Here is a 16,166-nt window from a genome sequence, read left to right as displayed (position 1 = left end):
AGTGGAAGAGCGCCGTCTTCCATAGACCGTTCAATTTCAGTTTCGGTGCCACCTGATGTCCTCTCACGACGATGTGTTGCGTGACCCCAATCGCCTCGCTGCTCTCACGCACAGCGGCCTGCTCGCGGAGCGGGTACCGGATCAAGCACTGGACCGCCTTACACGGCTCGCCTCCAGTCTTCTCGGCACGCCCATGATACTCTTGTCGCTCCTGACCGATGAGCATCAGGTCATCACGAGCGCCCAGGGGCTCACCGGCACATTAGCGGCGCAGCGGGGGGTGCCTTTGTCGCACTCGCTCTGTCGCTACGTCGTGGGTTCCGGAAAGGAGCTCGTTCTCGACGATGCGCAGGCGCATGCGGTAGTGTGCGATCATCCCGGCGTGAGGGCACATCAGGTTCGAGCCTATGCCGGCGCCCCCATCACCCTCTCCGACGGTCGGACGCTGGGATCGTTCTGCGCGGTAGACACGGAGCCGCGGGTGTGGTCGAATGCCGAGATCGCAGCGTTACGCGACCTCGCTTCCATTGCGAGTGCAGAAATTGAGGCGCGCGTGAACGCCGGTGAAGCGACCGTCGCTCGCCGAGATGCAGGTCTCGCGGAAGAGCGATTTCGCGCAACGTTTGAGCAGGCGGCGGTCGGCATTGCGCACGTCGGGCTGGACGGCCGCTGGCTGCACGTCAATCGCCGACTCTGCGAGACTCTCGGCTATGCGTACCACGAACTACAGACGCGCACTGCGCGAGACTTCGATCACGACGCTGACGAGTCGGAGGAGGCTACGCAGATCTCGGGTCTGCTCACCGGCGTGGTGATGTGGTACCAGCGTGAGAAGTGCTATCGGCATCGCGATGGGCACGCCGTCTGGGGCCTGCTCACGGTTTCGCTCGTACGCGACGACGCGGGTGAGCCGGCTTACTTCATCGAAGTGATCGAAGACATCAGCGCACGGAGGCAGGCGGCCGCCGCACTCGAAGCGAGCGAGGCCGGCCTGCGTGCATCGCAGGCTGAGGTACTGGCGCGACTCGCGCGCGCCGGGGAGGTCCGCGACGATGAGACCGGTCTGCATACGCGCCGCGTCGGTGAGCTCTCCGCGCTCATCGCACACGAGCTCGGATGGGCACCTGCCGAGGTCGAGCTCATCCGCCAAGCCGCTCCGCTCCACGACGTCGGCAAGATCGGAGTTCCGGACGCTATTCTCCTCAAGGAGGGCCCGTTGACTGCGAAGGAACGCGAGCAGATGCAAGCCCACGCCGCGCTCGGAGCCGCGCTCCTGTCCGGTGGCAACGCGCCCGTCGTTCGTCTCGCCGAACAGATCGCCCATGCGCATCACGAGCGTTGGGACGGCACCGGTTATCCGCGCCAACTCGCCGGGACGGAGATCCCGTTGGGTGCACGGATAGTCGCGGTCGCGGATGCCTACGATGCGCTCGCGAATGCACGACCGTACCGGCCCGCATGGCCAGTCGATCGCGCGCTCGCCTTCTTACGCGAGGGTGCCGGCTCACACTTCGACCCGACCGTGGTCGCCGCGTTCATGCGTGTGCAGGCGAACGATCTCGCACGGCGACCTGCCTCGACGGAGTTGAACCCATCGGAAGACTTTATTTTTCCTCTAGTCGCATCACGCGACGCGGCGCAGATGGATGTTGCGGGGGATAGCACGGAATTCGTCGCCTTCGCAGCGATTGCCATGCACTCACGTGCGAGTTAGTCGGTGAGCGCGTCACGACAGACGGCACGGCGCTGCGGCGGTCGGTTGATTCGCTCGCGGTACGGCGACGATCGGCTCGCTTTTCGGAATTGCCGACTGATGCGTAACCGAAGAGCCGGGTACGGGGCGCCCAAGCATCTCGTCTCCGCGTCGGCGACCGAGTTTCTACGCGGCAACGCGCGCTCCGATAGCGTTTCCGCCGCCGGCCGAGCGATCCCATGACTTATCTCGCGCACCTGTTATACACGAGCCACTCAACCCAGCGCGTCACGACGGATGATTTGCGCACGCTGACCGCAGAAAGTGCAGCACGAAATCATTCCGTGGCCGTAACCGGCATGCTGCTCTACAGCGCTGGCACATTTCTGCAGTTGCTGGAAGGGCGCGCCCGTATCCTGGATGCACTGATGAAGCGTATCGCGATCGACCCGCGGCACACCGACGTGCGCGTGCTGATCCATGCACCGGCACCGCAGCGCCTCTTTCCGCGCTGGTATATGGGGGCGCTTGACCTCGACACGGCGGGCACCGCGGACGATCGGGCCCGCGTGTCGGCCGCGCTCAGTGAGGGGCTCGGGCAAGTCGAAGCGGGACAGCGCGCCCTGACCGTGTTGCGCGAATTTCGGCGCCTCCTACCGGCACGTCACGGCTGACGCACGCCCGTCACTCGCGACATCTAAGTCTCGCGCTCGATTGCAGGACCCATTGCGTGCTCATGCCGCCCGACTGTTCCGGGCTTTCCGTTTACCATCGCGCTGGTCGCGATGCTGCAGACCCCTGATGCCAAGAAGTAGCCTCGTTCCACTGCTCGCCGCCGCAGCGGTGAGCCCCCCCCTCGATCCGGCGGTCGCCGGTGACGCGAATAATGCCGAAGCCCTCAGTGCCGATGAGCCGTTCACGCGGCGCGGCGGTGCGCTGGAGCGCGCGCACAGCCGACTCCATCGACAGCGTGCTGCACTTGCTGCACTCGCGCGGAGCAGCCGACTTGAAAGTGGCGACCTGGCGCTGGCCGGCGCGGAGATCACCGAGACGGCCGCTCGGACGCTCTCGGTTGCGCGGGCCAGCGTGTGGATGTCCGCCGACGAGCGCGACGGCATCCGTTGTGCCGACCTGTTCGATGCGCTGACGGGAGTACATTCGCACGGCATGGTATTGCCGCGAGCCGGCCTGTCGAAGTACTTCACGGCGATGGAAACGGAGCGGATCGTCGCGGCGCATTGCGCTCAAGCCGATCCGCGCACGGCGGAGTTCGCCGATTCGTACCTTATTCCCCTCGGCATCACATCGATGCTCGACGCGCCCGTGTGGGCGAATGGCGTGCTGACGGGCGTCGTGTGCCTCGAACACATCGGGGGCCCTCGCGAGTGGACCGACGACGAACAGTCCTTCGCGGGGTCGGTCGCCGACTTGCTGTCACGGGCCCTTGCCGCGCGCGAACGCGTCCAGGCAAAGGCTGCGCTGCTGCGCAGCGAGGAGCGCTTTCGTTCGATGATCGAGCGTGCTGCCGACGTCGTGACCATCCTGAGCGGCGACGGCACGATCAGCTACGAGAGCCCGTCCGTCGCACGGGTGCTTGGATACGCGCATCAGCAGCTCGTGGGCGCGTCGCTCTTTGACTACGTGCATCCCGATGACCGCACGAGCGTCAAGCGTGCACTGGAGCAAGTGATGTCGGTTCCGAACATGGGCGTGACGATCGAGTTTCGCTTTCGCCATGCCGACGGTTCCTGGCGAGTCCTTGAGTCACTCGGCACGAATCTGGTCAATAATCCAGCCATCAACGGAATTATCGCGAATTCGCGCGACGTGACCGATCGACGCGCTGTGGAGGCAGAGCTCGAACGGCAGCGTCGGGAGTTGGCGCGATCGAATCAGGAGCTCGAGCAGTTCGCGTATGTGGCGTCGCATGACCTTCAGGAGCCGCTGCGAAAGATTCAGGCATTTGGTGACCGTCTGCTCGAAGACTACGACGCGGCATTGGCCGGACCTGGCCAACACTATCTGTCTCGCATGCGCGATGCTGCACGCCGTATGCAGGATCTCATCTCGGATCTCTTGTCGTTTTCACGCGTCGCCACCAAGCCCAATCCATTACGGCCGGTTGACCTCAACGAGATCGCGGAGGACGTCCGGCGCGATTTGGACGTCCTGATGCAGCAGCCAGGCGCACGGCTCTCGCTCGATCTGCCGGTGGTCATGCTGGCTGACCAGATGCAGTGCCGCCAGCTCCTGCAGAATCTCATCGGCAACGCGCTGAAGTTTCATCGCGAAGGCATTCCGCCGATGGTCGACGTCCGGGCCCGGCTAGAGGACGGCACGGACACCAGGGGGTTGCCGACCGGACGCTGGTGCCGCATCGCGGTGGAGGATAACGGCATCGGCTTCGACGAGAAATTTCTCGACCGGATCTTCAATCCGTTTCAGCGCCTGCATGGCCGCGGAGTGTTCGACGGCACGGGCATGGGACTCGCTATCTGCCGCAAGATCGTGGAACGGCACGGAGGCAACATCACGGCAACAAGCACGGTGGGCGTCGGGACGACGTTCATCGTGCGGCTGCCCGTTCACGACAGCGGACAGGGAGCGACGGCGTGAATCCCACCTTTCGACCTACCGTCATCCTGATGGCTGAGGATGACGCAGATGACCGGCAGTTGGCGCGGGATGCGTTCGAGCGGAGTCGAGTCGCCAATCTGTTGCAGTTCGTCGAGGACGGGGAAGAGTTGCTCGAGTATCTGCATGGTCGTGGACGATACGCCGAGCATGGCTCCGCGCCGAGGCCCGGCCTCATCCTCCTCGACCTTAATATGCCGCGCAAGGACGGACGCGAAGCGCTGCGCGAGATTAAGGCCGATCCGGCGCTGCGCAGCATTCCTGTCGTCGTGCTGACGACATCGAAAGACGAGGAGGACATTTTGCGGACCTACGAGCTCGGCGCCAACTCGTTCATCATGAAACCGGTGTCGTTCAATGGGTTGGTGGGCGTGATGCAGGTCTTGGATCGCTACTGGTTCCAGATGGTCGAACTTCCCACCAGGGCGGGGTCGCGTGCTGGTTACTGAGGCTCCGGAGGTCGTCTCGAACGACGGTGAGGACGTCCATCGGCCCATTCGGGTTCTCCTCATTGAAGATGATATCGACGACTTTTTGCTCACGTGGACGCTGCTCGACCGTGTGCCGGGCGCCTTGTTCTCGCTCGAGTGGACCGATAGCTACGAAACTGGATTAGCGGCGCTCCGTCGTGAGGCACATGACGTCTGCCTGCTCGATTGCCAGCTTGGCGCCCGCACCGGCCTCGAGCTTCTCACCGCCGCCGCCGAGTTTGGATGTCGCACTCCCATCCTGCTCCTCACCGGTGTCGAAGACCGGGACACCGATCTCGCGGCCCTGCGGGCGGGCGCAGCCGAGTACCTCGTGAAGCAGGAGATCACGGGTCCTGTACTGGAGCGGGCGCTGCGCTACGCACGGCAGCGGGCCGCACTGCTCGAGGAAATTCGGCGCCTCTCGGTGACGGACGAACTCACCGGCCTCAAGAACCGACGGGGGTTTCACCTCCTCGGCTCGCAGCGAATTCGCGAGTACCCGGCCGACACCCAGGTGCTGTTGATGTATGCGGATCTTGACGGGCTCAAGTCGATCAATGACCAATTCGGTCACGAGGCAGGGGATCGCGCGATCCAGGCAGTCGGCAGCGTACTCAGCCGCGCGTTTCGTGCGTCGGACGTGATCGCGCGTCTGGGCGGCGACGAGTTTGTCGTTCTGGCAGTCGACGTGCCGTTGCACGCCGAACGGGATATCGCCTGGCGTATCCGGCATCATCTAGCTGCGCAAAATCTCGCTTGGACGCCAGCGTTTGAACTGTCGATCAGTTTTGGCTTTGTGCGGCACGTCTTGTCGTCGACTCTTTCACTGACGGAGCTGGTCGCCGAGGCCGACGCGCGAATGTATGAAGAGAAGTCGGCACGGCGTCGGCAGCGAGAGGTCGCGCGAGCGCCGGTCCCGCAGCCGAGTGAAAGCGCCGCCTAGCACCACCGGCGTTCCGGGCAGGCCATCGTGGGAACGTTACCGCTCGGACGCGAGCGCAGGCAGACCACTCGCGAGAATCGTTCAAAATGCGGCAACGACGGCTGGATCGAAGTGCCGTCCCATCCGGCGTGCGGAAGTCGCGCTTGAGGAAAATCGAATCCGGGATGCCGACCTTTCCGACGTCGTGCAGCTGATCCGCGAAGCGGCTCCGCTATAAGCCCTCCAAGCACCGGCCCCCTGTTGGGGGCCGGTTTGCTGAGGTGGGCTCGGTGCGTCCGGGAAACACCCCGTATCCGTCGCCGTCGCAACGCGTGTACTGAGCAGACTCTTGTCGCTCGCGAAGTCCGGAGGCGCCCGCCCGAATGGACGCGATCGCGCGATCCGATCGATCGCGATAGCCCGGCACCCTTCATGACTGCTACCCCACCTCTGCAGACCCGGCAATGGCCTGCGCTCGGCTCGCACAGTTCAACGAGGTGATCCGGCACCTCCCCGAGAGTCGGACTGCCATTCCGTCGCCGGATGGCACCAATGCCGATATCGATCGTCTGGACGAGTACCTTCTCAATCTGGCCAACCGGATGGCCACACGGCAGAAGGCGGATGCAATCGTAGCCGCCTTCAGTCAGCAGGCGGTGCAGGGTCTTTATGTCGAGGACATCCTCGATCACGGGTCGCGATCGAAAAGGGTAGGGTTTTGCCGCGAAACTCGCCGACACCTCACTGGCGTCGGTGATGGAATCGGGTCGTCCTCGTATTCTCAACGACCTCTCGGATTCCACCGCTGATCATCCAGTGTCACCCGCGACTGAGTTGCTCCTCAAGGAAGGGGTGCGAAGTAGCCTGACGTGCCCCCTGATCGCGTTGGGTCAGCCGGTCGGAATACTTTTTTCAGCAGTTGCACACCGTCTCAGTATGCAACGATCCACACGGAGATCTTCCTGCAACTGGCCGGAATCATCTCGGTCGCGATCGAAAAGGGTGTGCTCTATGAGCGGCTTTCGTCAGCCAACGAAGCGCTGCGAGCAGCGCGCGATGCACTCGCCATCGAAGCCACGAACGACGCCCTGACCGGGATCAAGAATCGCCGTGCCATCATGCGCAGAGCGGGCGAGATGCAACAACCCTGACGGCGCCACGTTCGCGAGGCTGCCCTCATCCTCATCGACATCGATCATTTCAAGGCCGTCAACGACACGCTTGGTCATTCCGCTGGAGACGAAGTGCTTCGCGAGGTGGCCCGACGAATCGCAGCCGTACTGCGCGCAGGTGACGAAGTCGGTCGCTACGGTGGTGAAGAATTTCTGGTGTGTCTGGACGAGGTCTCGCACGAGGGTCTTCAGATCACTGCTACCCGCATTCTTCAGTCGATCCGCGAGCACCCGATCATCATCGCCAATCAGCCCATTCGCGTGACCGAGAGCGCGGGTCTTGCGCACAGCGCTGACTTCGGACGTGTCAATCTGGAAAGGATGATCGATCAGGCCGATCGAGGCTTGTATGAGGCCAGGGAGAAGGGCCGCGACCGGTATCGTGAGGTGTCGCCGGATGAATCCGTGCGTGCACTGGAGTATGGGCCGTAGTTCACGCCGCATTGTGCGAACAGGTCGCCGCGCTCCGTGGTCGATTTGCTCGGCGCTGCCGCGAAAGCTCGGCTCGGCTCCGCGAGAGCGGCCACGTCAAATAGCTCGTACACGCCCGTGGCTTCCAGTACGATCAACGGCGGACGGCTCTCGGCGATGCGCTGCGCCAGCGTACGTACGCCCGGTTCGTCGTTCTCCACAGTGAATCGCTCTGCACTCGGCAGCGCGCTGATCACCAGTTCCGCTTTCGCCACATCGTGGGTGGCCCCCGGCTATTCTGCGCCGCGGCACCCGTGCACATCACGGGGCCACGGTAAGGCAAGTGCATTCCGGTCATCCGCGCTGGTAGGCTGATCGCCAGCGGTACGACGTATCACGTCGCCGTCGCTCGCACGCTCGTCAGCAACTCGATGAGCTGATTGATCTCGACGGGCTTCACGAGGTGATGATTGAATCCGGCGTCCGCACTCTGTGTGCGGTTCTGCTCCTGACCCAATCCGGTCAGCGCGATCAGCAGCACGTCGCTTCCCCACGCGTGGTCACGGATACGTCTCGCGGCGTCGTATCCGTTCAAGGTCGGCATGCTGATGTCGAGCAGGATGACGTTGGGGCGGAACGCCTCGGCGGTCTGCACCGCCTGCAGGCCATCGTTGGCGGTGCGCACGTTGTGCCCGAGCAGCCCGAGTACGCGTGCGAGCGTCTCGACGGCATCCACATTGTCGTCCGCGACCAGGATGCGGAGGCTGCTGGACGTGGTCACCGGCGGTTCCACGGTCATCGACAACGCGTGTCGGTCGCCCAGAGGCAGCACCGGCAATCGCATCACGAACTCGCTGCCACGACCTTCACCCTCGCTGCGCGCCTCGATGGTGCCGCCGTGCAATTCGACCAATCGCTTCACCAGTGACAATCCGATGCCGAGCCCACCCGTCGTCCGCTCCAGCGACCGGTCCACCTGGGTGAACATGTCGAAGACCTTGTCGAGCATGGCGGCAGGGATGCCGGTGCCGTCGTCCGCCACGGATACCACGGCCATGTCGTCTTCACGGACGACGGACAGACGCACGTGCCCCCCTCGTTGCATGTACTTCGCGCTGTTGTTGAGCAGGTTGGAAAGCGCTTGCGCCAGACGCGTGGTGTCGCCGTACAGCCAGATCGGCTCATCCGGCAGGGTGGCCGTGAGCTCGTGCGCCGCCTCGTCGATGATGTGACGGCTCGCCTCCAGCGCCGCGTCGATCACGGCCCGTATCTCGACTGTGTCTCTACGAAGCTCTAGCTTGTCGCTCGTGATGCGGCTGATGTCGAGAAGATCATCGACCAGCCGGACCAGCTGAGTAACCTGTCGCTCCATGATCGCCCGGGTCTGATCAATGGTCCCGTCCGGGGCGATCATCCGGATCACCTGAAGGCCATTACGGATCGGAGCCAGGGGATTGCGCAACTCGTGCGCCAGCGTCGCCAGGAACTCGTCCTTCCGCCGGTCGGCATCCCGCAACGCGGACTCGGCGTTCTTGTACTCGGTCACGTCGATGCACGACCCGATGTACCCATCGAACATACCGTCGGTGCCGTATCGCGGCACGCCATGGTCGATCAGCCAACGATACTCACCATCGTGCCGCTGGAGCCGGTACTCCATTGAGAACGGCACGCGCGCGTCGAAGGCTGACGTGTAGACGCGAAGGCAGAGGTCGACGTCATCCGGGTGAACTCTTTCCACCCATCCGTTGCCGACTTCGTGTGCCATCGACCGGCCCGTGAAGGCCAGCCACGGCTGGTTGAACCAGTTGCACAGCTTGTCCGTGCCGCTCAGCCAGATCAGCACCGGGGCCGCGTCGGCCACCACGCGGAAGCGCTGCTCGCTCTCGCGCAAGGCGGCGTCGAACCGCTTCTGGTCCGTGACGTCCATGGTCACGCCGTCGAAGCGCAGTGGCGTACCGTCCGGCGCGTAGAATGTCCGCCCGATGGCGCGAAGCCACGTGATGACGCCGGTCGTCGGGTGCACGGTGCGGTAGTCGATCTTGTAGGGAGTGTGTCTCTCGATGGACTGTGCGATGGCGAGGCGTGTCGGCTCGCGGTCGTCCGGATGGAGTCGGTCGTAGAACGTGTGGATCGTAACGGTCGCGTCGGGCGGCAAATGGAAATGCGCCTTCACCAAGTCGTCCCATTCGAGGACGTCGAACGGCAGGTCGCAGTACCAGAACCCGACGCCGCTGCTTTGCCGCACGAACGCCGCACGCTCCTCGCTCCGTCGCAGCGCGGCCTCTGCGCGCACCCGTTCGACCGACGCCCATGTCCGCTCCGCCGTCTCCTCGATGGTCGCGATCTCCGTCGCCGTCCACATCCGCACGTCGGCCGAGTGGACTACGAGGCCGGCGACGAAGACGCCGTTCTTCACCAGCGGCACGGCAGCCCAGGAGCGGACGCCGAGCGCAGCGTACGCCTCCTTTTCGGAGCGTGAGCGGGAAGGCACGGCGTCCACATCCGTTTCCACCATCGTGCGTCCGGCGTAGAACGCGGCGAGTTGATCCAGTCCGAACGACGCGATGGCGTGGCGACCGGCGATTGACGGCACCGCGTCCGCGTGATCCTGCTCGATCACGAAGTCGTCGCCCGCGACCTCGAAGTACGCGCATCGTTTTGCACCGAGCCACTCACAGAGCGACCGGCTGGCCGACGCCTGCACGACGGACGGCTCGGACAGCGGCCGTAAGGTGTCGGCGAGCGTGGCCAGAAACAGCTGGCGGCCCTGATTCTCGTGCTGCTCCGTGACGTCACGGGAGGTACAGGCCACGGTCGTGACCTCGCCATTCGCCCCGAGCACGGGCACGAAGACGTATTCGTACTCTCGTCGCCCGCTCGTCCCGGCGAGCGACACTACGCCGCGGATCGGCTGCCGCGTGGCGCTGACCTGATCGATCGCTTGTTCATGTCTCGGCGCGCGCGACGGCCCATACCCGATCTCGAGCAGCGTCTTCCCGATCACGTCGTCGCGGACGCGCCCCCACATCCTGAGCTGCGCCTCATTCGCGTAGAGCACGCGGTGGTCGAGGCTGAACACGGATACGAGATCGAGGGTGCTGTTGAGGATTGTCTCGTACTCCTGCCGCTTCCCCTCCGCGTCGGCGGCAAGCACGCTGATGCGCCGCTCGGCCCGCTTTTGTTCGGTGATGTCGAGGAATGTGAACACCACGCCGGCGATGTGATCATCCGCCGTGAGGTACGGTAGCGCACGTGCGACGAACCATCGCTCGCCGGCGCTGACCTCGCGCTGCGTGGGCTGCAGCTGCCGCAACGCCTGCTCCGCATCCGCCACCAGCTCCGGATACGCAAGTTCCCGGTTCAGGTCGGCAAGCGGGCGGCCGACATCGGAGGCGATGATGCTGAAGAGTGCCTTGGCCGACGGGGTGAAGCGCGTGATCCGCAACTCGCGATCCAAGAACACCGTCGCGATCTGTGTCGCCGCGATGATATCCATCTCGTCGACCGGAGACCCATCGCGCTCATGCGCGTCAGACGCCGGGCTCTCCGTGTTCGTCATGAGATAAAGGCGGTGATGGCAGTGTGGAAATCTTGCAGCGGGCAATTCTACGGCCTGCCTTTGTTCGAGCGCTAGTCTGGACCGATGTTCAGGCGAGCTCGAGTTCGCCGTCTTCGTCGCCCATCCAGTACGCGACCTTCGTCGGCGTCACCTTGATCAGCACCACATCGTCGCTGTCGGGTCCGTCGGTGAACCAGCGTTCGAGCTCCTTCTGCCACAGCTCGCGCTTCTTCGCGGCGTCGCGTACGATATGCGCCGTGCCCGACATCGCGATGAAGGTGAAGTCCTCCACCTGTGCGTAGTTCAGCACCACCTCGGGTGTCGCCTCGATGTCGGCGACTTTGCGCGTCGCCGCCCCGCTGAAGAACCACACGTCGCCGTCGAACTCCACCTCGCCGTTGTTCGACATCGGACGCGAGCGCAGGGCACCGTGTAAGTCCTGCGTGGTCATCAGGCAGAAGTCGAGGTCCCGCATCATGTCGGCTACCTGCGTGATCATCGCCTGCCGTTCGTCGCTCATGTGTCGTGCTCCATGCAGTGCGTTGTGCGCCAGGCTTTGCGGCCGGCATTCGGCCGTGTGTGGTCGACGCGCACACCACGCTCTTCAAGTTCCGTGCTCGATAAAGGCCGCGTGGCCATGTCCGAAGCCCAGCGGAAGCGCGTCGATTCCAGTTTGTGGGAAACACAGCGCCGTCACACTGGCGGCAACATATTTGCGATTCCGAATGCATAAGTCCTATATGGATGTCCAAGGCGAGTCGCTGTTCGGGCGATATCCCTCAGGAAAGTCAAACGCGAAATGGGTCGAGGGAGCGCATAGTGATTGGCGCGGAGCACGGGTCGATGAACGAAGCATTATCAGCAAAATCACTGCGTCGGATGCGCGCCTGGTGGATCGACGCCGCGACCGCCGCGGGTGCTGTTGCTGTCGCTACCATGGTGCGATTCGCTGTCGATCCCGTCTTGGAAAGCAACTACCCGTACCTCACGTACTTTGGGGCCGTTGCGCTGGTTGCTTGGCTTGGACGCACGGCGTCCGCCGTGCTCACACTCGCTGTGGGTGCAGTACTCTCCACAACGCTATTCGCTCCGCAGGATGCCAGCAGGTGGCTGGGAACGGGGCTGTTTCTCATGTCGGCCTCCGTGATCGTGGCGATGAGTCACGCGCTGCGACGCGAACGCGTACGCTGCGAAGACCTGCTTGATCAATCCGTCCAACGCGAAGACGAGATGCGGCGACTCGCGGTGGCCGAGACGGAGCAGCGCGAGAAACTGAGCACCACGCTCGCCAGTATTGGCGATGCCGTCGTCACGACCGATGCCGAGGGCCGCGTCACGCTGCTGAACGCCGTCGCCGAGCACTTGACCGGTTGGACGAACGCGGAAGCCGCCGGCGTGCCGCTTTCGCGGGTCTTCCAGATCGTCAATGAGGAGACTCGTCTGCCGGTCGAAAGCCCGGCGATGAGAGCGCTGAATGAGGGGGTTGTTGTTGGCCTCGCGAATCACACGGTGTTGATCGCCAAGGATGGTACGGAGCGACCGATCGACGACAGCGCGGCACCGATCCGCGGTAAGGACGGCGCGATCGTTGGCTGCGTGCTGGTGTTCCGGGACATCTCCGAACGACACGCGATCGAGGCTGCGCGCCGCGACGCGCAGGAACAGATCGCGGCCACACTAGAAAGCGTAACCGATGGCTTCATTCGCTATGACCGCGCGTGGAGAATGGTATATGTCAACGCCGAGGCCGAACGCATCAACCGACTCGATCGTACGCAGATGCTTGGCGGCATACTCTGGGAGTTGTTCCCCGCAGTGGTCGGCACGACGTTGGACCGTGAGCTTCGGCGAGCCATGGAGGAGCGCGTCACCGTCGAATTCGAGAACCGCTACGAGCCGTGGGGACGGTGGTATGCGCTGAAAGCGTACCCGATGCCCGACGGCGGGATCACGACGTTCATTCGCGACATCACCGAGCAGAAGGCGCAGCGAGATGCGCTGGAGGCAAGCGAGACTCGATTTCGCGAACTCGCCGACGCCATGCCGCAGATCGTCTACACGAACGGCGCGGACGGACGGGTCGACTTCGCCAATCGCCAATGGCTGGAGTACACCGGACAAGCCGACGCGCAAACGGCGGATCTATCGTCCGTGGTGCATCCCGACGATCTGACCGACATGCTGCGGCACTGGGATTCGGCGAAGAGCACCGGAACGGCGCTGCAGGCGGAATTCCGGCTGCAGCGGGCGGCGGACGGTGAGTACCGCTGGTTTCTCACACGAAGCGTGCCGGTGCGCGATGCATCGGGTCAGATCGTCAAGTGGTTCGGTACGTCGACCGACATCCACGACCAGAAGCGCGTCGAGCAGCAACTCGCGGAGAGCGAGGCGCGCTACCGCGCCATCGGCGAGTCCATCGACTTCGGTGTGTGGGTGTGCGACGCCACCGGCCGGAACACGTATGCGAGCGAGTCGTTCCTTCGCATGGTCGGACTGACCCAGCAGCAGTGCTCCGACTTCGGCTGGGGAGACGTGTTGCACCCCGACGACGCCGCGGAGACCATTGCCGCGTGGCAGACGTGTGTGCAAACGCAGGGCACGTGGGACCGCGTGCACCGGTTCCGCGGCGCGGACGGCCGTTGGTATTCGGTGTTGGCCAGAGGCGTCCCCTTGAGGAGTGCAGACGGCGACGTGCTGGGTTGGGCCGGGATCAACCTCGACGTCACCCGCATGCTGCAAACCGAGCACGAGGTGGAGCGACTTGCCGCCGAGTCGGAACAGCAGCGCCGATTGTACGAGACCGTGCTCACGAACACGCCCGACTTCGTCTACGTGTTCAGTCTCGATCACAAGGTGGTCTATGCCAACGACGCCCTGATTCAGATGTGGGGGAGAGGGCGAGAGGGGGCGATCGGCAAGACCTTTCTCGAGATCGGGTACGAGTCATGGCACGCGGACATGCACCACCGCGAGATCGATCAGGTGCGCGCCACGCGACAGCCAATTCGCGGCGAGGTCCCGTTCAACGGAACGCACGGACGTCGGCAATACGAGTACATCTTCGTCCCCGTCCTCGATGCGGATGGCGAAGTGGAAGCGGTGGCGGGCACCACGCGCGACATTACCGATCGCTTGCAGGCGGAGCAACGGCTCAGGGAGAGCGAGGACCGGCAAACGTTCCTCGTGAATCTGGCCGACGCGCTGCGGCCATTGGCCGACCCCGCGGCCGTACAGTCAGAGGCCGCCAGAGTGCTGGGAGAGCGGCTGGGTGCGAACCGCGTGGCGTATTTCGAGATCCGCGGCGAGCACTACGTGATTGAGCGGGACTATACGGCCGATGTGGCGACACTTGCTGGTACCTATCCGGTATCGTCATTCGGCCCGACGCTGCACGACACCTTGCTGACAGGCCACACCGTCGTCGAGACGGACGCGACCATCGCGCCGGGGCGGTCGGCCGATGAGCGGGCCGCGTTCGCGGCGATACAGGTGCGAGGCCATGTGGACGTGCCGCTGGTCAAAGGCGGCCGGTTCGTGGCCGGGATGGCAGTTCAAATGGTGGAGGCGCGCGAGTGGACCGCGCAGGAGGTCGCCATCATCGAGGACACCGCCGAAAGGACGTGGGCTGCCGTCGAACGAGCACGGGTCGAAGTGGCGTTACGCGAGAGTGAGCAGCGATTCCGCACCCTGTTCAGCACGATGGACGAAGGATTCTGCGTCGTTGAGATGGTGTTTGATCAGGACGGCCGAGCGATCGATTACCGCATCGAGGTGATGAACGCGGCGTTCGAGAAGCACACCGGCATGAGCGGATTGGTGGGCAAGTCGGTGCGGGAAGCACTACCGACGCTCGAGGAGTTTTGGTACGAGACGTACGGAAGGGTGGCGACAACCGGCATTCCAGCCGAGTTCGTTCACAATGCAGCACCCATGGACGGCCGATGGTTCGACGTGTCCGCGTTCAGGCTTGGCGGGCCCGGGAGCAACAAGGTTGCTATCCTCTTCAACGACATCAGTCGCCGCAAGTTGGCGGAGGCCGAGCGTGAAGCGCTGGTGCATCAGCTGAAAGATCGGGACAAGCGGAAGGACGAGTTTCTGGCCACCTTGGCTCACGAACTCCGGAATCCACTGGCGCCGCTATACAATGGCCTGCAGGTGATCCGATTGGCGGGCGCTGAGGGTCTCGTCGAGCAGGCGCGTTCGATGATGGAGCGCCAGTTGACGCAAATGACCCGCCTGGTGGATGACCTGCTGGATGTGAGCCGAGTGACGACGGGGATGCTGGAACTCCGTCGTGAGCGGCTCGAGCTGCGGACCGTGATCGCTGCCGCTCTGGAGACGAGTCGGCCTCTCATAGACCAGGGAGCACACTATCTGGTCGTGGATCTGCCAGATGAGCCAGTGTTCGTGGACGGCGATCCCGTGCGCCTCGCGCAGATTGTGTCCAACCTGCTCACGAACTCCGCTAAATACACCAATCGCGGTGGGCACATCCGATTGTCCGTTGCGCGCGACAATCAGATGGGCATCGTATCCGTGGCGGACGACGGGATCGGTATTCCGGAGGATATGCTCGACGCCGTGTTTGGCATGTTCACGCAAGTCGATCGTACGCTCGAAAAGACGACCGGTGGGCTCGGTATCGGGTTGGCGTTGGTGAAGGGGTTGGTTGAAATGCATGGCGGCAGTATCGAAGCCCGAAGCGCGGGGGAAGGCCACGGCAGCGAGTTCGTGGTGCGCCTGCCCTTGGCCAAAGCGGCGTCGGCTGAAACGGTACCGCGGCGCGAGGTAGCGCACATGGTCGACCCTCGCCGAATCCTGGTCGTGGACGATAACGTCGACTCGGCCGACTCACTCGGACAAGTCCTCAGGCTGATGGGTCACGAGGTTCGTACCGCGTACGACGGGGAGGAGGGCATTCGGGCAGCTGAAGAGTTCCGACCCAGCGTCGTGCTGTGCGACATCGCGATGCCGAAGGTGAACGGATACGATACGGCCCGCCACATCCGCGCTGAGCCGTGGGGTAAACACATTGTGCTGGTCGCACTCAGCGGGTGGAGTCAGGATAACAACCTGCAGCGGAGCGCGACCGCCGGATTCGATCATCATCTGGTCAAGCCCGTCGAGGGCGACGCGCTCAATGCACTGTTGTCAGGGTTGATCTCGTCGGCTGGATGATCGTGCGCTCGGCGAACGCGCTCGAGACGGTTGCCGACGGCCCGCAACGGCAAGCTCACGTCTCGCCGCGCAAGCCCGTATAATTCGACATTCGCCAACGCCTCGATTCGTCCGCCGGCGGTTC

At 63.8% G+C, this 16,166-nt stretch carries 10 protein-coding genes; 7 read left to right on the top strand and 3 right to left on the bottom strand.

Annotated features, from left to right (window positions below; all coding sequences use genetic code 11):
• Nucleotides 1-55 precede the first annotated feature (55 nt).
• From HKW67_RS10780 to HKW67_RS10760, 5 genes are all read left to right on the top strand, one after another.
• Nucleotides 56-1,714, top strand: a complete 1,659-nt coding sequence (locus HKW67_RS10780; RefSeq protein WP_171225386.1) for an HD domain-containing phosphohydrolase — start codon at nt 56-58, stop codon at nt 1,712-1,714.
• Between the two features lie 218 nt (nt 1,715-1,932).
• Entirely contained in the window at nt 1,933-2,367 is a 435-nt protein-coding gene (locus HKW67_RS10775) for a BLUF domain-containing protein (RefSeq protein ID WP_171225385.1), read from the top strand.
• 127 nt (nt 2,368-2,494) lie between these two features.
• Nucleotides 2,495-4,309, top strand: a complete 1,815-nt coding sequence (locus tag HKW67_RS10770) for a sensor histidine kinase (RefSeq protein ID WP_171225384.1) — start codon at nt 2,495-2,497, stop codon at nt 4,307-4,309.
• A 29-nt stretch (nt 4,310-4,338) separates the two neighbouring features.
• Nucleotides 4,339-4,776, top strand: a complete 438-nt coding sequence (locus HKW67_RS10765; RefSeq protein ID WP_171225383.1) for a response regulator — start codon at nt 4,339-4,341, stop codon at nt 4,774-4,776.
• Nucleotides 4,763-5,740 (top strand): GGDEF domain-containing protein, encoded by a 978-nt coding sequence (locus tag HKW67_RS10760; RefSeq protein WP_171225382.1) that lies wholly within the window; start codon nt 4,763-4,765, stop codon nt 5,738-5,740. Before HKW67_RS10765 ends, HKW67_RS10760 begins: the two co-directional genes overlap by 14 nt.
• A 1,004-nt stretch (nt 5,741-6,744) precedes the next feature.
• On the opposite strand, the gene HKW67_RS10755 is transcribed toward HKW67_RS10760, so the two are convergent.
• A complete protein-coding gene (locus HKW67_RS10755; protein WP_171225381.1) occupies nt 6,745-6,948 on the bottom strand; it encodes a hypothetical protein in 204 nt (67 codons plus the stop codon).
• On the opposite strand from HKW67_RS10755, the gene HKW67_RS10750 reads away from it, so the two are divergent.
• Nucleotides 6,898-7,323, top strand: a complete 426-nt coding sequence (locus HKW67_RS10750; RefSeq protein WP_171227632.1) for a GGDEF domain-containing protein — start codon at nt 6,898-6,900, stop codon at nt 7,321-7,323. The two genes, HKW67_RS10755 and HKW67_RS10750, sit on opposite strands and share 51 nt — an antisense overlap.
• A gap of 373 nt (nt 7,324-7,696) precedes the next feature.
• On the opposite strand, the gene HKW67_RS10745 is transcribed toward HKW67_RS10750, so the two are convergent.
• Both HKW67_RS10745 and HKW67_RS10740 read right to left on the bottom strand, forming a co-directional pair.
• Nucleotides 7,697-10,864 (bottom strand): PAS domain S-box protein, encoded by a 3,168-nt coding sequence (locus HKW67_RS10745; RefSeq protein WP_171225380.1) that lies wholly within the window; start codon nt 10,862-10,864, stop codon nt 7,697-7,699.
• Nucleotides 10,865-10,952: 88 nt separating this feature from the next.
• Entirely contained in the window at nt 10,953-11,384 is a 432-nt protein-coding gene (locus HKW67_RS10740; RefSeq protein WP_171225379.1) for a pyridoxamine 5'-phosphate oxidase family protein, read from the bottom strand.
• A gap of 155 nt (nt 11,385-11,539) precedes the next feature.
• Between HKW67_RS10740 and HKW67_RS10735 the strand changes: the two genes are divergently transcribed.
• Entirely contained in the window at nt 11,540-16,042 is a 4,503-nt protein-coding gene (locus HKW67_RS10735) for a PAS domain-containing protein (protein WP_171225378.1), read from the top strand.
• Nucleotides 16,043-16,166 lie beyond the last annotated feature (124 nt).

Source organism: Gemmatimonas groenlandica (assembly GCF_013004105.1).
Lineage (GTDB): Bacteria > Gemmatimonadota > Gemmatimonadetes > Gemmatimonadales > Gemmatimonadaceae > Gemmatimonas > Gemmatimonas groenlandica.
This window is presented reverse-complemented; position numbering and strand designations above follow the sequence as displayed.

What these genes read in the sequence shown, in the direction of transcription:
- HKW67_RS10780 (WP_171225386.1), top strand. Translation starts at nt 56, where the DNA reads ATGTCCTCTCACGACGATGTGTTGCGTGACCCCAATCGCCTCGCTGCT.
- HKW67_RS10775 (WP_171225385.1), top strand. Translation starts at nt 1,933, where the DNA reads ATGACTTATCTCGCGCACCTGTTATACACGAGCCACTCAACCCAGCGC.
- HKW67_RS10770 (WP_171225384.1), top strand. Translation starts at nt 2,495, where the DNA reads ATGCCAAGAAGTAGCCTCGTTCCACTGCTCGCCGCCGCAGCGGTGAGC.
- HKW67_RS10765 (WP_171225383.1), top strand. Translation starts at nt 4,339, where the DNA reads ATGGCTGAGGATGACGCAGATGACCGGCAGTTGGCGCGGGATGCGTTC.
- HKW67_RS10755 (WP_171225381.1), bottom strand. Translation starts at nt 6,948, where the DNA reads ATGACCAAGCGTGTCGTTGACGGCCTTGAAATGATCGATGTCGATGAG.
- HKW67_RS10745 (WP_171225380.1), bottom strand. Translation starts at nt 10,864, where the DNA reads ATGACGAACACGGAGAGCCCGGCGTCTGACGCGCATGAGCGCGATGGG.
- HKW67_RS10740 (WP_171225379.1), bottom strand. Translation starts at nt 11,384, where the DNA reads ATGAGCGACGAACGGCAGGCGATGATCACGCAGGTAGCCGACATGATG.